The organism is Leucobacter sp. cx-328 (genome assembly GCF_014530035.1).
In the GTDB taxonomy this organism is placed as follows: Bacteria; Actinomycetota; Actinomycetes; order Actinomycetales; family Microbacteriaceae; genus Leucobacter.
On the sequence record NZ_JACVMX010000002.1, the window covers coordinates 26,428 to 44,188 of the forward strand.

Below are 17,761 nucleotides of genomic sequence, written 5' to 3' on the forward strand. Positions count from 1 at the left end.
TTGTATTGGCTCTACGCGCGTATGCGACGACGTTTGTTCGCTATCTCGACGACAGTTGTAGGCCTGAAAAACATCTGATCCACGTACTGCAATCGTTATGCATGACCGTCGTGGCGCTCAGGCCAGACACGTAGACTGGAAGGTAGTTTGTCTCTACGGAAGGGGTGTGCATGTCCGAGGCCGCAGGCGTTGGTGAACAGCGTATCCTCGCAGGGCGTTATGCGCTTGGCGAGTTCATCGGCCAAGGCGGTATGGCTACGGTCTACCGCGGGACAGACACCAAGCTCGGGCGTCAAGTCGCTATCAAGGTGATGAAGGCAGAGCTGGCGCACGACGACCAGTTCCGTTCGCGCTTCCGCCAGGAGGCCCAGTCGGCTGCTCGAATGGCGCACCCGACTATCGTTCGCGTCTTTGACGCAGGTGACGACCTCATCCAGACGGCTGACGGCGCAAAGCGTCTTCCATTCATCGTCATGGAGTACGTCGAGGGCACCAACCTCCGTCAGCTCGTGCAGGAGCACCCTCTGTCGATGCAGGAGGCAGCTCGCGTCACTGAGTCTGTCCTCACCGCGCTCGAATACTCGCACCGCGCAGGCATCGTGCACCGCGACATTAAGCCCGCAAACGTCATGATTACCAAGACCGGCCAGGTCAAGGTGATGGACTTCGGCATTAGCCGCGCGGTCTCAGACACTTCCTCGACGCTGCAGCAGACGACCGCTATCCTCGGCACCGCCGCATACTTCTCGCCGGAACAGGCGAAGGGCGAGCCGATCGATCCGCGCACCGATCTGTACTCAACTGCGGTCTTGCTCTACGAACTCCTCACGGGCAACGTGCCGTTCGTTGGTGAATCTGCGGTCTCCGTGGCGTACCAGCATGTGAGCGAGCGCCCGAAGGCACCGAGCACGCGCAACCCAGATGTCACGCCCGAGCTCGATGCAGTCGTCTTGCACGGCCTCGTGAAGGACCGCACCCGTCGGTTCCAGACCGCGGCTGAGTTCCGTACTGCGCTCCGCGAGGCGTCGATCGGCCAGATGCCCGATCTGCCCCAGCCAGAGACCGAGAACAGCATGCTGTTCACGAGCGGTGACGAAGTTTCAGACTCCGACCTCGCGCTGCGCCAGCTTTCTGAAAGCGGCGGATCGCGTTCGCAGAGCCGCCCGCCGGTCATGTGGACGTGGGCTGCGATCCTGACGGTTGCCGCGATCGTTGTCGCCGTAATTTTCTGGCTCGTGACGCTGCCGTCGCCAAACATCGAGACGGCACCGCGCGTTCCTGATCTCACGAACTACACCCGCGCCGAAGCCATCGATGCGCTGGGAAAGCAGAACCTGATCCCGCTGATCTCTGAAGAAAACAGCGAGACAATCCCAGGCGGCTACGTCATCTCCACCGACCCCGAGGCTGGCACGACCCTCTCGCAGGGCGCTGAGGTTGGCGTTGTCATCTCCCTCGGCCCCGAGTCGGCCGAGGTGCCTGACATCGGCAGCACCACGCTTGATGCCTACACGAAGAAGCTCCAGGAGCTCGGTCTGCGTGTCGGCGAGATCAACCAGAGCGACGATCCACTGCCCGCGAACCGGGTACTCAAGGTTGCTCCGGAGCCGAACACCGAACTGCGCTCGGGCTCAACCGTCGACATTACGGTGTCGAGCGGCCTCGTCGAGATTCCCGACCTCACCGGTCAGTCACTCGAGGTGGCGCGTTCGCTCACCTCGTCGCTCAATGTGAAGCTGCAGCTGCGCCCGCTGACAACGGCCGACACCGGCTGCGAGGTTGGTGAGAGCCTCCCGATCATGGAGCAGTCGCTCATCGGCCGCCAGCCCCAGGGCTCGGCGCTGGAGCTCACCTACTGCACCGGCTAAACAGGCCAACCGGCCCCAACAGGCCAACCCCGCGAAACGGCCCCGTTCCTGCGAGATGACAAGTTTCATCCGCAAGAACGGGGCCGTTTCGATGGAGCGGGGCGTTTTCGATGGAGCGGAGCCGCTTCACTCGGTTGCCAGACACCAGGCACCCGAATGACAAGATGTGGTGTCCACTGCACCGCATGAGAGCCCGGGCTGCACAGTAAACGGCCCCAACCGCGAGCAATACGCAGCTGGGGCCGATCACTTACGGGGAGCTACTCGCTCGCGGTCGCCTGCTGACGTCGGCGGATCATGACCGCAACACCCAGCGCCAGCAGCAACGCACCGGCGGCGCCGAGCGGGAGCAGGCCTGCTGCACCGGTGTTGGCGAGGCCAGCCGCGCCGTTGGCCGCGGTGCCGTTCGTGCCGCTCCCGGCGGTGTTCGAACCGCCCGCAGAGCCGGAGCCGGAGCCGGAGCCACCGGAGGTTCCCGATCCGCCGCCGGTGCCGCCGCCGGTGCCGCCGCCGGACCCGCCACCGGGTTCGACGGGCGCAGCTGCAGTCACAGTGAGCGGCGTCGAAACTGACTTGCCGTTGGGCAGCACGACGACGAGTTCGTGCGGTGCGTCGGTCGCGGTGTTCGCGGGGATGGTGACAGTCGTCGAGAACGCGCCATCGGCGTCGACGGTTGCGGTGCCGAGCTCGACCGGGTCAGAGTGCAACTCGACCTTCAGCTCACTCTCGGGGGTGAAGCCTGTGCCTGCGACGGTCAGATCCGCGCCCTGCTTCACCTCGGTTGCGCCGAGCGTCAGCTGGGGTCCGGCCGGTGCATCAACGCCGGGTTCGGTGACCCACTTGGTGTCGGTCGCGTACTTGGTGACAGTGAACTCGTCGAAGAGCTCGCCGACCTGCGGCACTGCCTTCTCGGTGTAGACCGGGCGCTCGCCACTCGCGTCAGTGAGTGTGAAGCTCTTCGCGCCACTGGGGCGCTCAGCGACGTACGAGCGGTAGGTCAGCTGATCCTCGGTGACGTCGATCACCTGGTAGGTCGTGACGTCCTGGGCGCGGATCCGCTGGATCGCACCATTGTTCGTCCACACGTTCTTCTCCTCGGTCTCGAGGTCGTAGTGCTTCGCGCCCGAGTTCGAGACGGCGTAGACGGGGCCGGTAGTCAGGCCGGAAGTGTCGGTGAGGTCGGCGGTGTTGTATCCGCGGCCGTAGGTGTGATCGTGGCCCATGAGCACGAGGTCAATGTTGTTCTCTTCGAAGACGGGAACCCAGTGCTTGCGCAGGACCGCTTCGTCACGTCCCGACGAGGTCGAGTAGACCGGCTGGTGGAAGGTGACGACGTTCCACTTCGATGCGCTGTTCTTGAGCACGTAGTCGAGCCATGCAGCCTGGTACTCGGTCCAGAGCTCCTGCACCTTGCCGCTCGGGCATTCGGTGCCGGTGCACGCGGGGAGGTTGTCAGGCTTCAGGAAGGTGGTGTCGCGGGTCGCGTTAAGCGTGATGAAGCGCACGCCCTGGTAGTCCGTGAAGTACACGGTCTCTGCCGCGAACTCTGCCCAGCGCTCGAAGTATGCCGCGTACTGCTTCGCCGCATCGGTATCACCCTGGGCGAGCGCTGCGAGGTCGCCGATGGTTTCGGTTCCCGGCTGGTTCAGCGGGTATTCGAAGTGCGCCTTCCATGACTGGAGCAGCTTGTCACCCGAGTACTCGTGGTTGCCAGGCGCGGCCATAACGTTCGTGCTCGTTGCCGAGCGCTCCATACCCTTGAACCAGTTCTGCCACTCGACATCGTTGCTGCCGGTGTTGATGAGGTCACCAGCGTGTACCGAACCGATCGAATCGGTCGCCTTCGCCTCAGCCTGCAGCACGACCGACGGCCAGGTCGTATCGAGGCCGATCTGCGCGTCACCGTAGTAGACAAACTGGAAGTCGGTGTCGCTCGGGTCAGCGGTCGTGAAGTCGAACCACTCACTCCATGCGCCGGGCAAACCGACGCGGTAGCGGTAGTCAGTTGCGGGCTCGAGCTCGGCAACCGTCGCCGAGAAGTGCTGGTTGAGGTTGCCGTTGACCTTGCCGGCTTCGTACGCATCAATCACGCGAGTTGATGCGGGGGCGGATCCCGCTGCCGCATCGCCAACCGCACCAATCTCTACCTGGCCGATCGTGTGACCTGCGTCACCCGCGAGCCACGAGAACGACTGTGAGGTCGCTGGTGTCTCGGTCGGGGTGAGGATCACGCGCGACGGTGCCGCCGCCACAGGATCAACCGAGCCGTCTTCGTTCTTCGCCTGCACGGTGAGGCTCGTCATGTCAAAGTAGGCGTCGGACGATGTTTCGCGGTCTTGGTACAGCGCAACAGCGATCGTGTTCGTACCGTCGTGCAGCAGTGCCGGATCAATCGCGAACGTGCTCTTCACTGGGTCACCAGCGGAGCTTCCCGCGTACTGTAGGTTTGACGGGTTCGCATCGTCGACGCGCTCGTCGACAAAGCCCGCCACCTTCTCACCGTTGACGTACACGCGGAGTGCGTCGTCGTAGATAACCTCTGACTTCACGGCGCCGATCTGCGCCGCAGCACCCTCAGCGAGCTCGAAGCTCGTCCGGAAGAAGTAGGTCGGCACCGTCGGTGCCGCGGTGTCATTGATGTAGTGCTGCAGCTTAGTCTTCGGGGTGTACGGCCCGACCGCGGCAAGCTTGTTGCCCTTCACACCGAATGCGCCCGGCGCAACGGCCCAGGCATCATCTGCGAAGTCTGGGGCGGTCCAGCTGTTGCGATCCGCGCCCTCTGCCGATGGTTCAACGGCGGTATCAAGGTAATGCCACTCGGTTCCCGTGGTCACGAGCGGAGTGGTTGGGAGTTCGGGCGTAGTCGCGGCAGCGAGTGGCGCGGCGAGAGCGGAGCTTGCGACGGGCAGCGCGAGGCCGCCACCAACAAGCGCGGCAAGGGTGACCAGCGTCACACCTCGCCTCACCCGCGGAGCACGGGCAGAGATCATCATCATTCCTTTGGTCGGATGCACATCTTGCACCGGCTGCTGCCGGCCATGTCCATCCCACCGCAGGCGAGTAAACCACTACTCTCCCGAGGGTTTCCCCGCGATGAACGGCAGCTGGCGGGGCAGCTGGCGGGCCGACTTGCGGGACGGTGCCCAGACACAGCAAACCCCTCGAAACAGGGCGCTTCTCCCGAGAAGCGGCCCTTCATACGTATGAAAGGGACGATCTCGGCAGAACCTGCCAGTTTCGAGGGGTTGAGTCCGGAGGTGAGTATCTACGAGCGGATCAGCGGTGACAGCGCACGCGCCGTCTCCGCAGCATTTGCAAGCCCGGCGATGCGGAGCCAGTTGCCGAGCTGCTGGTAGCCGCCCTCGGTCAGCACCGACTCGGGGTGGTACTGCACGCCGAAGATCGGGCGATCGCGGTGACGCACAGCCATGACGACGCCATCGGCGGTCTCTGCGGTGATCGCGAGCGACTCAGGCACGGTGCTGCGCACAATCGCGAGCGAGTGGTACCGGGTAGCCGCAAACTCGGGAGCGACGTGTGCAAAGAACTCGTCACCCGTGTGCTGCACGCGCGAGACCTTGCCGTGCATGAGCTGTTCAGCGTGCGTGACGACGCCACCGAGCGCCTCTGCGATGGCCTGATGGCCGAGGCAGACGCCGAGCAACGGGATGCCCTCGCGCACCGCAAGGCTCACCATGGGGATCGAGACACCCGCCTCAGCGGGAGTGCCCGGACCTGGCGAGACGAGCACGCCGTCGAAGCCGCGCACGAGTTCTTCGAGTTCGCCGACCGTCACGTCATCATTGCGGATCACATGGGTCTCGGCACCGAGCTGCTGCAGGTAGCCGTTGATCGTGTAGACGAAGCTGTCGTAGTTATCGATCACAAGGATTCGGGTCATCAGGGTACCTCTGGGCTATTCGACAGTGACTTCGGGTTCGGGCAGCAGGGTCGCTACCCACGGGTAGATGTAGAAGATGAGCGCATACACGAGCACAGCTGCCGCAAGGAGCAGGATGATGACGCGCAGCCAGGCCGGTCCGGGGAAGAAGCGCCAAAGAATGGAGAACATTTCGCAGCCTTAACCTTTCAACTTTGGGTTCAGTTCAAGCAGCTCGGCCGGTGGGCCTTCATTGCGCGGCTGGAAATCTTCAAGCACGGAATACGCGATCACTCGCTCGTATGCGCCCCAGTGCTTCGGATGGCAGCTCGTAAGCGTGAGAATCTGGTCGTCGCCCGCTGCGCTTTCAAGGCGCGGGAACGGGTTCAGCACGTCAACCTCGCTCGGGTCAACATACTCGGCCGACCGATACCTGTAGGTGTACCAACCCTGCTCCGTTTCAAGGAACAGCGGATCACCGATCCGCAAATTCATAATCTCGCGGAACGGCTGCGTGTGACTGCCAGAACGGTGTGCAGCCCAGGCAGTGTTGCCCGGTTCACCCGGCATCGAGGTATCGGCGTACCGGCCGATGCCCTTTTCGTCGAGGTCGAGCACCAGGTCGCGGTTCGTGCCCTCAGCGACACGGTTTGTGTAGGTCTTGCCGAATGCCGGGACGTGAAGCACACCGAACACTTCGCCCTCTGCGGGGCGAGCAACGGCAGGCACACCCTCGATGTTCGGATCATGTACGAAGTTTTCTTCCCACTTCGCGGAGTCTTCGGCCGTCAAAGTGGTCTGCTTTGCCCCTACTGTGAGGTTCACATACCAGGGTTGCCAGACGATGAATCCGAGCACAGCAATGCCCGCGACCAGCAACAGCTCACCGATCACCGTAAGTGGGCTCAGGCGACGACGCCGAGCCTTTCCGGGTGCGACCCTATTCATAGTCCCTTATCTTACGGGTGACTCATCGAATTTTTCGGGACTCTCGCTGTAGACTCAGGGACATGGTTGCATCAGGAAAGCAAGTGCAGAAGAACGGCAAGGCAGAGGTCGCTAGCGCTGAGGCGCGCCGTGCTGCACGCAATGAGGCCCCGAACCCCGTGTGGTTCAAGCCCGTTATGTTCGGTTTCATGTTGATCGGACTCATCTGGATCGTGACGTACTACATCACGAGCTCAACCGTCGGCTTCCCCATTCCCGCACTCGGGAATGGCAACATCTTCGTTGGTTTTGGCTTCGTCTTGATCGGCTTCCTCATGACCCCCTGGTGGAAGTAACCACAAGAATTACACCCATGTAGTTTCTCCCCAGACTGGGGAGAAACCTGTGGATAACTTTGAAGGCCCCCGGCGTACTGCCGAGGGCCTTCAAGGTTTTATCGCGGATCTATTCCGCAGTGCTAGTTGAGCACCAAGCTTGGCGACACTACAAAGTACGCAAAGCTGAGTGCAACCAAGAGCGCAGCTTCGAGGGCGAGGAAGGTGATCCGCGCCCCACGTTTGCGTGGCCCCTGCGTGCGCACGAGGATGAACATCGTGAGCGCACCGATCAGGAAGCCGCCGAGGTGTGCCTGCCACGCAATGCTGACGCCGGGGAGGAACCCGATGCCGATATTGATGGCGAGCATCACAACCAGTGACTTCGTGTCGACCTGCATCGCCTTCATTGCGACGAACATCGCACCCAAGACGCCAAAGATCGCGCCAGAGGCACCCACCGTCGGAACGAGCTGCGCCGAGGGCTGGACGTAAGCCCAGAACATGACGCCGAGTGATCCGCCAACGCCAGAGAAGACATACAGCGCGGCGAAGGCCGTGCGGCCGATCCGCCGCTCAATCTCGCGACCAAAGATCCACAGCGCATACATGTTCAACACAATATGCAGCCAGAATCCGGTCGAATGCGTGAACATCACTGTCAGCATGCGCCAGGGTTCAAACACCTCGGGGCGTGAGTACAGCGGGGCATACCACAGCGCCGTCGTCACCAAGTCAGAAGCGAAGTAGTGAGTGATGAGCTGCAAGACGAAGACGACCGCACAAATCGCGATGATCGCCATCGTGACCGGAGTTTCCATCATGCTGATGCGACGCCCGAGCACTCGAGTCGCGCGGCCAGCACGCTTCGCACCACTGGGTGTGGCCTCTCGTACGCAGTCTGGGCACAGCAGCCCAACTGCGGACGTTACCTGGCATTCACCGCACACCGTTCGACCGCAACGCTGGCACAGCGTGAAACTGGGCCGCGTCTTGTGGCGGTAACACACGTCATTGGCCCCGTACTCAGCGCGTTCGCCAAATACGGGGCCAGAGCCGTTAGTTGACAACGGAATTAGACCGCAGCGATCTCAACACCGGTGATGACGACGTCCTCAACGGGGCGATCCATTGCGCCAGTAGCAACCGACTCAATCGCGTCAACGACAGCCTTCGAAGCATCGTCAGCGAGCTCACCGAAGATGGTGTGCTTGCCAGTGAGCCATGCGGGCTCAGTGGTGGTGATGAAGAACTGCGAGCCGTTGGTGCCCGAAAGGCGACCGGTCATGTCGGGACGCTTGCCAGCGTTCGCCATAGCGAGCTGGTACTTACGGTCGAACGAGAGCTCGGGGTGAATCTCATCGTCGAAGTTGTAGCCGGGGCCACCGGTACCGGTACCGGTGGGGTCACCGCCCTGGATCATGAAGTCCTTGATAATGCGGTGGAAGATAACACCGTCGTAGAAGCCCTTGTTCGCAAGGTCTTCGAAGTTCTTCACGGTCTTCGGTGCGTGGTCACCAAAGAGGTTGATCACGATGTCACCGTGGTTGGTGTGAATGGTCGCAACAGAAGTATGAATGGTCATGTACTCAGTCTACGGGGAGGTGCTCTGAGTTCATACGGGAAGAAGCGTTGAGTTCTCTCGGAAGACGAGATGAGAAACTACAGGGAATACCAGGACGCACAGGCGGATTCGGTGTAGCGTTGGAGCAACTGAAGTGTTCCGCATGGCGCCGACCACGCGGACTGGAGGAGGAGTCGAATGAAGCTCTCACGTAAACGCCGCCGCGAGCTCCGCCGTCTGCGCGCTGAAGCACAGGAGCTGCTCGATCAGCAGCGCGTCGTGCTCGGCCAGGCCGGCGAGGTTCTGAACCACGCAGGTCGCCAGGCCCGTCACCTCAGTGACGAGCACCTCGCTCCCCGCGTCGAGAAGACGTGGAACCGCGTCCGTCCCGGCGTAGAGTGCGGCATTGAGAACGCTCGCCGCACCGCGGAGCAGGTTCGTGTCGCGACTGCTCCCATGGTCTCGAACGCGCTGCAGGGCACCATTCGCACCCTCGACCGCTTCGAAAACCAGAACGCTGCCAAGCAGGTTCGCCGTTTCGGTGAGCGCACCGGCTACATCGCGCCCGCGAAGAAGCGCTCGGGCGCTGGCAAGTGGATCGCAATCTCGCTCGGCGTCGCAGCTGCGACCGCTGTTGGCGTGCTGCTCACCCGCGCGTTCAGCACCGACGAAGATCTTTGGGTCAGCGCAGAGGGTTAATACTCTACGTGTGATTCGGCGAGGCGGTCAGGGGTTCCCTGGCCGCCTTTGCTGTGTGTTCTTGCGGCCCGGCTCGGTGGCCTGGCGCGGCCTGGCTCGGCGCGGCCTGGCGCGGCCTGGCCTGGCCTGGCCTGCAAAGCCCGCGAAACGGGCACTTGTTGCCGAGATTGACCCTTTCTACGCGTAGAAAGGGTCAATCTCGAGAGAAAGGGGTCTTCTCGCGGGGTTCACCCGCACCCGCGAGGGCTATGCGCTCGGTGAACCCGAGTCACCGCCCGAACCTGAGCTCTGACTTTGGCCGCCCTGGTTGCCCTGGTTGCCCTGGCCGCCGTTCTTCCCACCGCGCTTGCCTGCGCGCTTTCGGCGCGGGTTGCGTGCAGCAACGGGACGGTTCTGAATGCCAGCCATCCGCATACCGGTTCGCACGAGCGAAAGTGTCTTGAGCGACTTGATTTCGCGGATCGGAACCCAACGTGCCTCGTCGGAGGAACCGTCAATCTCATGTACGAGCGGGCCGTCTTGAACAGATGCGCGGTACACGATGCGGATGGTGTGCAACTCGGGAGTCTGTCCGTCTTCAACGTCTTCGCGCACCATTACGCGAGAGTCGACACCAAGCAGACGACCTGCCTTCGCGGTCAGACCGGTTTCTTCGAAGATTTCGCGCACAACTGCGTCGCGCGGATCTTCCCCGTCTTCTAGTCCGCCACCGGGCAATGTCCAGCCGTGCAGGTGCCCACGACGCCAATGCGTCAAAAGGATCTTGCCGCGCCGCTCAATGACTGCGTATGCAGCAACTCGTAGATCCATACGTATGAGCTTAGCTTGCTCGCCACCCTGTGACCCAGGAGTTTAACCGCGCGTATGCTTCCGTGCGGGCATCTTTCCGAGACAGAAACACATCATGCAACGCGTTCGGGATACGTTCAATCGTGACCGACCGACCGAGCCTGGTCGCCGCCGACGCAACCGCTTTCACTGACAACACAGTGTCAGCGGTCGTGAGTGCGTCGCTCCACCGCAAGGGTGCTTCGTCGTGGTCAGACATGATCACGCAGACCGGGATCGTGAGGTGTAGCCCCTTCTCAACCCGTTCGTGGCCAGTAAGCACGGCACGGAGCCAACCGCTGTAGACCGCGTGAGACTTGTCTGGCCGCCACTCGTGGTTGAGCCGGTCGAGCACCTCTGTGGGGCCGACCTCACGCTGCGCACGGCTGTAATACCCGAAGTCGAACTGCGGGCTCGCCTCGCGCGGAGCGATCCACGCACTCATATTCATAATGGGCATCATGAGCTTGCGCGCAACGGAAGAGAGTTGGAATTCAAGCCAGGGACTGTTAAGTATGAGCGCGCTTGCCACCCCAGGGTTGTTTGCCGCCCAGAGGCTGAGCACAAGCCCGCCCGTCGAGTGGCCGAGGAGGACGAGCTCGCGGCCGGTACTGCCGTGGTTCGCGCCGCTCGCGCTGCCTTCTCCCCCGATGATCGCAACCGCTCGCGCGATCTCGGCGTCGTATTCATCGAGCGATTCGATGTATCCCGGGGTCTGCCCTGGCCGCAAGCTGCGCCCGTACTTTCGCAGGTCGAGTGCGTAGAAACGGGCGCCGCGAGCGGTCCAGTATTGCGCGAGCGGAGTTTGGAAGAAGTAGTCAGACCAGCCGTGGACGTACAGCACGTCGACGTTGGAAAGGTCTGGCTTTTCTGGGGGCGCGGATCGCAGCAGCCGCTGCCACAAGCTCCGCTCTGCAGGCAGGGATCGCACCAGAGTAGCAACGAGGGGACCTTCGGTGTCTTCCCCCAGGTCGATCTCGGTGCACTCGAAGCCTTCACCGAGCACATCAGGGCGCCACTCTACAGTCATGGGTTCAGACTAGCTGTGGTGCAGAGTCTTTCCTAGCGAAGTGTGATCTCTCCCATTTCAGCGCTGACATCAACCACGTTTGGAGATTTCGGATCGTGTGTGAGGAGGTTGGTAATGCTGCCCATCTCAGACTGAGTACTCACTCGATAACCGCCAGCCGGCAATGTCACATCGGCACTACCGAGCTCGACATCGACTGTGACACTCGCAGGCTGTTTTCCTTCGGCCGTGATGGTGGCCTGCCCCATACCTACCGAGGCATCGATAGTGCGTGCCTCGGTGACATTGAGCGTTGCATCGCCCACGCCTACTTCGAGCTCCACTGCGGTCGCGGTGCCCGTGTAGTCAACACGGCCAGCCTCAACGTTTATGTCGAGCATTACGAAGTTACCCGCGAGCGATAGGTCCCCCGCGCCAACGTTGATTTCGGCACTGAGCTTCCCGTCGTATTCGACAGGAAGTAGAAGGGTTGCTTGTTCGTTGTCGTTCATCTGCATCGGATTCGCGTTGCCAGTGCGCTCGATTTGTAGTGTGCCCTCGTCGTTGTACGCGGACCATTGGTAGCCAAAGTTCCCTTCGATACTCAGCGTCGGGACTTCGATGTCAGTGAACTGAACGGTCATTGCAGACGCTGCCGCGTTCACTTCAATCGCTCGCACGTTCGTGAGATCAAGATCGACCGTCCAACTACGTTCTCCGTGTTGCTGCGGGTGGAACTTTCCGTCGTTCGCAAAACCCTGTGAAGTGGCCGCTCGTGACTCGCTCGCAGCAGTCGCTTCATAGGCGAGACTCGCAAGCCAGATGCCAGCAGCGCTAAGCATTCCAAGCGCCACGACACCGCCAGCAATACCGACGCCAATTGCTACACCGCGGCGCCGCTTTGGACGCTGGGCGGAGGCCGGCGGCTGCGGCATCTGCGTTGGTGGGTGCGGCTGTTGCATCGATTGCTGCAAATGCTGCGGTTGCTGTTGCTGCCCTGTGAAATTCTGCTGGTCGGTCATGCGCCCATTCCGTTCTGCGGTCGATTCGTGTGAGCGGGCCCGCCCGCGCTCTCAATATGCGCGATCGCGGCGAGCACCCGACGGTTTCCGTCTTCGGCCTCAAGCCCGAGCTTCTGGAAGATCGCGGTGATGTTCTTTTCGACGCTCGCCTCAGAGATGAAGAGGAGCTCAGCGATCAGCTGATTCGAGCGCCCTTCGGCGAGCGCTGCCAAGACTGAACGCTCACGCGGGGTGAGCTGCTGCATGCGCTCGTCTTTGGCACGGCGGGCGAGGAGCTGAGCTACGACCTCAGGGTCGAGTACCGTCGCACCTTCACTGATCCGTTCAATTGCTGCGATGAAGTCACCGACGTCTGCAACGCGGTCTTTCAAGAGATAACCGAACGCACCAGTCTGCACACCGCTCGGACCTGCTCCGATGAGCTCGCTCGCGTATCGCTCCTCCACATACTGTGAGAGGACGAGGAGCGGCAGCTCTGGTCGCGTTTGGCGTAGCTCGAGAGCCGCGCGGATTCCTTCATCAGTAAAGGTTGGCGGGAGCCGAACGTCAAAGATACACAGGTCGGGGTTGGCCTCTGCCACCTTTTCCATGAGGCCCGTGGTGTCGGGCAAGGCTGCTACAACCTCGTGTCCACCGTGTTCGAGGAGACGTACAAGCCCCTCTCGCAGCAATACAGAGTCTTCACACATTACGATGCGCATGGCACGCTCACCTCCAGAGTAGTTGGGCCGCCCTTAGGGCTAGCAAGGGTACTCGTGCCGCCCGCTGCAAGCACGCGGTTTTGTACACCGTCTAGGCCACCACCCGGTACTAGGGTGGCGCCACCGATGCCATTGTCTTCGATTCGCGCCCAGAGTGTGCCATCTTCTCGGAGGCGCACTATGACTCGACATTCACTCGCACGCGAGTGCTTAGCCGCGTTGGTAAGTGACTCTGCAATCACGAAGTAGACGGCTGCCTCAGCTGTACGGCTACACCGACCGGTGAGCTGCACATCGAGAGTTACTGGGATGTGTGACCGTGCGGCGAGCGCGGAGAGAGCTGCGTCGAGACCACGGTCATCGAGAACGGAAGCATAAATGCCTCGGGCGAGCTGACGCAGCTCAGTGATCGCAGCCTTCGTTGAGGTGTGGGCCTCAGCGACGAGCGTCTTTGCGGTTTCAGGATCAGTGTCGATCATCTCTTTTGCGAGCCCAAGGGTCATCGCAGTTGAGACGAGTCGAGGTTGTACGCCATCATGTAGGTCGCGTTCGACTCGGGTGCGCTCAAGATCTGCTGCGCGTACCGCGCCTTTGCGCTGTTCTTGCGATGCCGCAGCTCGCTCTTCGAGCTCTGCTTCACGCACAGCCGAACCGATGAGCGCGATCGAGAGCAGTCGGTGCAACATGGCTGCGCCGTACAGGGTGCCCAGCCAGAAAAGGAAGCCCGCAACCGCAATGCCCATTCGCACTCCCGAAGATGCCGCAGAGTTACCCCAAATGAGGGACTGCACCGCATCAAACGACGTTTGGAAAACCCACTGCAAGATCACGAGGAGCACGAAACCCAGCGCAATGGTCAGGAGTGAGTTCGCGAGCGCGCGCCACATGCGTGCATCAACCGACTGCCGCAGCACTGCCTTCAGCCAACCACCAAACGTCGGAATCTCGCGGCGGGTGAAGCGCAGGTCGGGAATGCCAAGGTCGTAGAGCTCTGAGACACGACGAGTTTCAAACCAGCCGATGCCGAACAACGCGTACACAGCACCAACGAGCATGACCAGGCCTATGCCCGCGAGTGGGATGAGCCCGATCGAAATCGCGATGTAGCTCGCTCCCCCAACCACGAGCCCAAACCCAATGACGCCGTACGCCAGCAGGTGCAAAATCGTCAGCCCGATACTCAGCGGCGGCTTCTGCCGGCTCGAGGTTTGTGTGTTCATACCTCTAAATTACGGTGCGACTGCATGCGGGAGTAGCCCGATACCCGGAGAGATGTTTTCTGGGTTTCCCTACCTTTTGCCATCTTTCGGCACGAACCGCCCACTGCGAAGTGCACTTCTTCCACGAAAACCCGGGGTTACGCCACACCATCCTGGGCCGGCCTACGATGTTTCCCGTGAAACAGTGAAGCTGATCCGCGCCCATACTGACGCTGTTTTCTAGCGACGCGCGCCAGTAAGATCCGTCATATAGCTACGTCTCCGTTAAGCGAGTGCGTGGTCGATCTTTCCACGATGGAGTGAACCAGACATGAAGATGCGCACAGGACTGAGCATTGGAGCCGTCATCGGCACCATGTTGCTCGGAGTAACCCTCGCACCAGCCAACGCCGCGGAAGTATCAGAAGTTGCGCCGGCTGATCCTTCTCCTCCGAGTCCAGATATGAATGTCGAAGACCCGCGCATTCTTGGTGGGGAACAGGCTGCTGTGAGTGATGCGCTTTCGATCCGCATTCCCGTCATGCGAGACCCGGCACTTGCCACGAGCACCGAACTTGAGAATGCGCAGCCGTGGTCTCTCACACTCAGCCGCACCGGCACATACGCCTACGCAACATCTCGCGCGTCTACAGACACCCCAGCGAACAGCTTCCGTGATCTGTATGTCTTTGATCTGGAATCACGCAAACACGTCAAGACGATCCGGTTCGACGTTCCCGGGCAGATTTCACCACTGTCTGCGGCGCGCGATGCTGACGTACTCGCGTTCTCCGTTGGTGGCACGCACGTGTTCACGCTCAACACGCTGACGAACGAGCTAGTCGGGGCGCCCCTGCCAGTTCCGTCGTCGAGTTCGTACCGCGACACCATCAGCACAGATGGCCAAAGCTATTACATGGCCGATGTGTACGGAACCGTCAGAAAGCTAGATCTCTCGACCGGCACGATCACCGCATCGCAGAGCATCGGGGTCGACCGTACTGGATCAATCACGTTGAGCGCCGATGGAAACTCCGTCATTGTCGGCTCAGGTGGACGTGCGTTTGATGGCGCGAGCATCACTGTTCTCAACGCGGCGACGCTTGCTATTGAGAACGGCCCCAACACTAACTTTGCTACCTGGCAGTTCGATCGGATCCGCTCAGACCTCAAGACCGGATCACTCTTTTCTACCGGCTATTCCTGGTATGTGGAGCGCTACGATCCGAATTCAGGCGCGCTCACCGGCTCGGTAGCCATCGCGCGGTACATGAATGACTTCATTGTGGATCCACGCAACGATCCGTCAGAAGGTAGCGCACGCGAAGATCGCGCCTGGGGTCTCACGACCGAATACGATCTTGTCGCCCCTGCAATCTTTGGCAATGAGGTCGCTGGCACCGAGGATCGGCGATCAGACAGCTTCCGCGACACCGACGGTGTCCCCATCTACATGGATCAGCGCGCTACGTGCGCCGACGAGGCCGCATTCCCAGAAAGCTGCACCGACATCGGCGAAATCGTTGTGAGCAACGGTGGCGGATCAGCACCCGACACCGACAACAGCATCACCGTGCTTCTGCCACCCGTGATCACCACACAGCCCCTGAATGCCGCGGTCACTCGACTCGGCGACTCAGCCCGCTTCGCGGTGAGGCTCGACGGGGTGAAACCAGACGCAGCCAGCAACATCACCTGGCAGTCCTCCCCCGACGGCACCGCCTGGACCGATCTCGATGAGCACTCCACCACGCTCGATGTAGAAGCAACCGAAGAGAGCGTCGCACTGCAGTACCGTCTCGCGTACGTTGACGACTTTTGGAATGTGTCTGGCGCATCTGAGCCTGTTTCAATCACCGGTCCCGCCCCGGTGATCACCTCACAAGCCCCACAGAACACCATGCGTGTCGGCGAACCGATCACCCCGATCACACTCAGTGCGAACGCACAGGGCAAGCAAACCTGGTCGATCGACGGCCTGCCAGCAGGGGTCACCTTCAATGCGAACTCCAAGCTCTTGAGTGGCACCCCGACAGAAGCTGGCAACTACACGGTAGTCGCGACCGTTACTGATGCGTTCGGCAGTGCAACGCAGACCGTTGACGTGACGGTCGAAAAGGCCGCTCCGGGGCCAGACCCCGAGCCAAAGCCTGACCCGAAGCCAAAGCCCGAGCCCAAGCCGACTCCGGGCAACCCAGGAAACGGTGGGGACACCACCGGTGCCAGTAACCTCGCCCACACTGGCGGCGCAGGTTTGACCCTGGTTGCCGGGGCAGCTGGACTTCTCACCATCATCGGAGCAGGCGCCGTCTTCCTCGCTCGCCGAGGCCGCGCATAGCGCTGTGGTGGGGCTGGATGCGGATCCGCGCCACGCCCCACCACCCCCCCCTCGCGCACTCGCCCACTCGTGCACTCTCCTGCGAGAATCAGTGGATGACAACGAAGCCAAAATTCAGCTCCACCTTCATCTTCGAGGTGGGCAATCTCACTGACGAGTTCCACCGCATTGATAGTGAAATTGCGCAGCGCGCACGTGAGATTGATGGGTTCCTCGGTGAGGAAGCTTGGCACAACGAAGAGACCGGCCTCCACGCAGAGGTGTATTACTGGTCCAGCATGGAGTCGCTGCGTGAGCTCGTTGCGATGGATACCCACCAGCTCGCGAAGGCACGCTACGGCGAATGGCTTGGCGAGTACCGCGTCGTGATCTCTGAGGTTCAGGCGGTCTACGGAAACCCTGCGCTCGGTCTCGAGCACATCCCTGCCGGCGTCTAAGGGCCCACGATGTCTCTTTTCACCGGCCTGAGCGCCTTCCCACTGACTCCGATGCGCGCGGATCACGTCGACGAAGCCGCCTTCGCGGCAATCGTGGAGCGTCTAGCCGTCGCCCGCGTTGACTCGATCACCGCGCTTGGTTCTACTGGCTCCTATGCCTACCTCACGCAAGCGGAACGCGCCCGCGTCACCAAGATTGCTGTGGACAACGCTGGAGACGTGCCTGTCTTCATTGGAGTTGGAGCGTTGCGCACAAGCCACATGCTCGAGAACATTTCGGTGGCCGAGAGTACCGGTGCTTCGGCAGTGCTCGTTGCGCCTGTGAGTTACCAGCCGCTCACGCACGACGAGGTATACGAGTTGTTCCGTGCGGCAACCGAACGCTCACCACTCCCCGTCATCGTCTACGACAACCCACGCACGACCCACTTCACCTTCGATGTCGATCTGTACGCACGCATCGCGGCGCTGCCTGGCATCGCATCGATCAAGATTCCTGGAGTGCCCGCTGATCTGGTTGCCGCTCGTGCGCAAGTCTCACAGATTCGCGCTGCGATCCCCCAGCACGTGACGATCGGTGTCTCTGGCGACCAGTCCGCTGCAACCGGTCTACTCGCCGGCTGTGACGCATGGTATTCAGTGCTCGGTGGCACACTCCCCGTCCAAGCACTCGCGCTGGCCCGGGCAGCTCAGCGCGCACGAGCAGGCGATCCACAGGGCGCGGATCTCTTGCGAACCGCGTCAGCTCGGCTCGCACCTTTGCTTGAATTATTCACCGAGCTCGGCGGTAGTCTCCGTCCGATTGCGGCCGTTGCCGAGCAATTGGGTTATGCAGATATGTCGTGCCTGCCATTGCCGGTACAGGGCCTCGGATCAGTTGAGCGGGATCGAGTTTCTCAGGTGCTGGCCGAGCTCATCAATTAGTTCCCTCACTCGGTCCCAGCATTCCGGGGC

At 61.5% G+C, this 17,761-nt stretch carries 17 protein-coding genes; 6 read left to right on the forward strand and 11 right to left on the reverse strand.

Features of this window, described 5'->3' with window-relative positions; all coding sequences use genetic code 11:
* Nucleotides 1–170: 170 nt before the first annotated feature.
* Nucleotides 171–1,868, forward strand: a complete 1,698-nt coding sequence (gene pknB / locus ICL81_RS02760; protein ID WP_188033464.1) for a Stk1 family PASTA domain-containing Ser/Thr kinase — start codon at nucleotides 171–173, stop codon at nucleotides 1,866–1,868.
* Nucleotides 1,869–2,128: 260 nt separating this feature from the next.
* Here the strand turns inward: pknB and ICL81_RS02765 are convergent, their stop codons facing one another.
* The 4 genes from ICL81_RS02765 to ICL81_RS02780 all read right to left on the reverse strand — a co-directional run bounded on the left by ICL81_RS02765 (nucleotide 2,129) and on the right by ICL81_RS02780 (nucleotide 6,696).
* Complete coding sequence (locus ICL81_RS02765; protein WP_353055398.1) at nucleotides 2,129–4,822, reverse strand: metallophosphoesterase family protein; 2,694 nt, start codon at nucleotides 4,820–4,822, stop codon at nucleotides 2,129–2,131.
* Between the two features lie 311 nt (nucleotides 4,823–5,133).
* The gene (locus tag ICL81_RS02770; RefSeq protein ID WP_188033466.1) at nucleotides 5,134–5,769 is read right to left on the reverse strand and encodes an aminodeoxychorismate/anthranilate synthase component II; all 636 of its coding nucleotides are present in this window, start codon (nucleotides 5,767–5,769) and stop codon (nucleotides 5,134–5,136) included.
* Between the two features lie 15 nt (nucleotides 5,770–5,784).
* Nucleotides 5,785–5,940: a hypothetical protein gene (locus tag ICL81_RS02775; RefSeq protein ID WP_188024817.1), complete on the reverse strand. Its 156-nt coding sequence runs from the start codon at nucleotides 5,938–5,940 to the stop codon at nucleotides 5,785–5,787.
* A 9-nt stretch (nucleotides 5,941–5,949) separates the two neighbouring features.
* Nucleotides 5,950–6,696 (reverse strand): class E sortase, encoded by a 747-nt coding sequence (locus ICL81_RS02780; protein WP_188033467.1) that lies wholly within the window; start codon nucleotides 6,694–6,696, stop codon nucleotides 5,950–5,952.
* 62 nt (nucleotides 6,697–6,758) lie between these two features.
* On the opposite strand from ICL81_RS02780, the gene ICL81_RS02785 reads away from it, so the two are divergent.
* Entirely contained in the window at nucleotides 6,759–7,031 is a 273-nt protein-coding gene (locus ICL81_RS02785; protein ID WP_188033468.1) for a cell division protein CrgA, read from the forward strand.
* A 122-nt stretch (nucleotides 7,032–7,153) separates the two neighbouring features.
* Here the strand turns inward: ICL81_RS02785 and ICL81_RS02790 are convergent, their stop codons facing one another.
* Nucleotides 7,154–7,834 (reverse strand): rhomboid family intramembrane serine protease, encoded by a 681-nt coding sequence (locus ICL81_RS02790; protein ID WP_251381720.1) that lies wholly within the window; start codon nucleotides 7,832–7,834, stop codon nucleotides 7,154–7,156.
* Nucleotides 7,835–8,085: 251 nt separating this feature from the next.
* Nucleotides 8,086–8,595 carry a peptidylprolyl isomerase gene (locus ICL81_RS02795; protein ID WP_188024813.1) on the reverse strand — a complete coding sequence of 170 codons (510 nt, stop codon included), beginning with the start codon at nucleotides 8,593–8,595 and terminating at the stop codon, nucleotides 8,086–8,088.
* 177 nt (nucleotides 8,596–8,772) lie between these two features.
* On the opposite strand from ICL81_RS02795, the gene ICL81_RS02800 reads away from it, so the two are divergent.
* On the forward strand, nucleotides 8,773–9,273 hold the full coding sequence (locus ICL81_RS02800; protein WP_188033470.1) for a DNA/RNA helicase: 501 nt from the start codon (nucleotides 8,773–8,775) through the stop codon (nucleotides 9,271–9,273).
* Nucleotides 9,274–9,519: 246 nt separating this feature from the next.
* On the opposite strand, the gene ICL81_RS02805 is transcribed toward ICL81_RS02800, so the two are convergent.
* The 5 genes from ICL81_RS02805 to ICL81_RS02825 all read right to left on the reverse strand — a co-directional run bounded on the left by ICL81_RS02805 (nucleotide 9,520) and on the right by ICL81_RS02825 (nucleotide 14,053).
* Nucleotides 9,520–10,083, reverse strand: a complete 564-nt coding sequence (locus ICL81_RS02805) for an NUDIX hydrolase (RefSeq protein WP_188033471.1) — start codon at nucleotides 10,081–10,083, stop codon at nucleotides 9,520–9,522.
* A gap of 10 nt (nucleotides 10,084–10,093) precedes the next feature.
* On the reverse strand, nucleotides 10,094–11,131 hold the full coding sequence (locus ICL81_RS02810) for an alpha/beta hydrolase (RefSeq protein WP_188033472.1): 1,038 nt from the start codon (nucleotides 11,129–11,131) through the stop codon (nucleotides 10,094–10,096).
* 32 nt (nucleotides 11,132–11,163) lie between these two features.
* Nucleotides 11,164–11,628: a DUF4097 family beta strand repeat-containing protein gene (locus ICL81_RS12140; protein ID WP_370566838.1), complete on the reverse strand. Its 465-nt coding sequence runs from the start codon at nucleotides 11,626–11,628 to the stop codon at nucleotides 11,164–11,166.
* 500 nt (nucleotides 11,629–12,128) lie between these two features.
* Nucleotides 12,129–12,833, reverse strand: a complete 705-nt coding sequence (locus ICL81_RS02820) for a response regulator transcription factor (protein ID WP_188024808.1) — start codon at nucleotides 12,831–12,833, stop codon at nucleotides 12,129–12,131.
* Entirely contained in the window at nucleotides 12,821–14,053 is a 1,233-nt protein-coding gene (locus ICL81_RS02825) for a histidine kinase (protein ID WP_188033474.1), read from the reverse strand. The genes ICL81_RS02820 and ICL81_RS02825 overlap by 13 nt, the downstream gene beginning before the upstream one ends.
* A gap of 310 nt (nucleotides 14,054–14,363) precedes the next feature.
* On the opposite strand from ICL81_RS02825, the gene ICL81_RS02830 reads away from it, so the two are divergent.
* The 3 genes from ICL81_RS02830 to ICL81_RS02840 all read left to right on the forward strand — a co-directional run bounded on the left by ICL81_RS02830 (nucleotide 14,364) and on the right by ICL81_RS02840 (nucleotide 17,731).
* The gene (locus ICL81_RS02830; RefSeq protein WP_188033475.1) at nucleotides 14,364–16,370 is read left to right on the forward strand and encodes an Ig domain-containing protein; all 2,007 of its coding nucleotides are present in this window, start codon (nucleotides 14,364–14,366) and stop codon (nucleotides 16,368–16,370) included.
* Between the two features lie 95 nt (nucleotides 16,371–16,465).
* Nucleotides 16,466–16,807, forward strand: a complete 342-nt coding sequence (locus tag ICL81_RS02835; protein ID WP_188033476.1) for an antibiotic biosynthesis monooxygenase — start codon at nucleotides 16,466–16,468, stop codon at nucleotides 16,805–16,807.
* A 9-nt stretch (nucleotides 16,808–16,816) separates the two neighbouring features.
* Nucleotides 16,817–17,731, forward strand: a complete 915-nt coding sequence (locus ICL81_RS02840) for a dihydrodipicolinate synthase family protein (RefSeq protein WP_188033477.1) — start codon at nucleotides 16,817–16,819, stop codon at nucleotides 17,729–17,731.
* The last annotated feature ends 30 nt before the right edge of the window (nucleotides 17,732–17,761 follow it).

Excerpts from the sequence above, each read along its gene's own strand:
- ICL81_RS02830 (WP_188033475.1), top strand. The coding sequence starts at position 14,364 with ATGAAGATGCGCACAGGACTGAGCATTGGAGCCGTCATCGGCACCATG.
- ICL81_RS12140 (WP_370566838.1), bottom strand. The coding sequence starts at position 11,628 with ATGCAGATGAACGACAACGAACAAGCAACCCTTCTACTTCCTGTCGAA.
- ICL81_RS02840 (WP_188033477.1), top strand. The coding sequence starts at position 16,817 with ATGTCTCTTTTCACCGGCCTGAGCGCCTTCCCACTGACTCCGATGCGC.
- ICL81_RS02820 (WP_188024808.1), bottom strand. The coding sequence starts at position 12,833 with ATGCGCATCGTAATGTGTGAAGACTCTGTATTGCTGCGAGAGGGGCTT.
- ICL81_RS02775 (WP_188024817.1), bottom strand. The coding sequence starts at position 5,940 with ATGTTCTCCATTCTTTGGCGCTTCTTCCCCGGACCGGCCTGGCTGCGC.
- ICL81_RS02790 (WP_251381720.1), bottom strand. The coding sequence starts at position 7,834 with ATGATGGAAACTCCGGTCACGATGGCGATCATCGCGATTTGTGCGGTC.
- ICL81_RS02825 (WP_188033474.1), bottom strand. The coding sequence starts at position 14,053 with ATGAACACACAAACCTCGAGCCGGCAGAAGCCGCCGCTGAGTATCGGG.
- pknB (WP_188033464.1), top strand. The coding sequence starts at position 171 with ATGTCCGAGGCCGCAGGCGTTGGTGAACAGCGTATCCTCGCAGGGCGT.
- ICL81_RS02805 (WP_188033471.1), bottom strand. The coding sequence starts at position 10,083 with ATGGATCTACGAGTTGCTGCATACGCAGTCATTGAGCGGCGCGGCAAG.
- ICL81_RS02780 (WP_188033467.1), bottom strand. The coding sequence starts at position 6,696 with ATGAATAGGGTCGCACCCGGAAAGGCTCGGCGTCGTCGCCTGAGCCCA.
- ICL81_RS02835 (WP_188033476.1), top strand. The coding sequence starts at position 16,466 with ATGACAACGAAGCCAAAATTCAGCTCCACCTTCATCTTCGAGGTGGGC.
- ICL81_RS02785 (WP_188033468.1), top strand. The coding sequence starts at position 6,759 with ATGGTTGCATCAGGAAAGCAAGTGCAGAAGAACGGCAAGGCAGAGGTC.
- ICL81_RS02800 (WP_188033470.1), top strand. The coding sequence starts at position 8,773 with ATGAAGCTCTCACGTAAACGCCGCCGCGAGCTCCGCCGTCTGCGCGCT.
- ICL81_RS02810 (WP_188033472.1), bottom strand. The coding sequence starts at position 11,131 with ATGACTGTAGAGTGGCGCCCTGATGTGCTCGGTGAAGGCTTCGAGTGC.
- ICL81_RS02770 (WP_188033466.1), bottom strand. The coding sequence starts at position 5,769 with ATGACCCGAATCCTTGTGATCGATAACTACGACAGCTTCGTCTACACG.
- ICL81_RS02795 (WP_188024813.1), bottom strand. The coding sequence starts at position 8,595 with ATGACCATTCATACTTCTGTTGCGACCATTCACACCAACCACGGTGAC.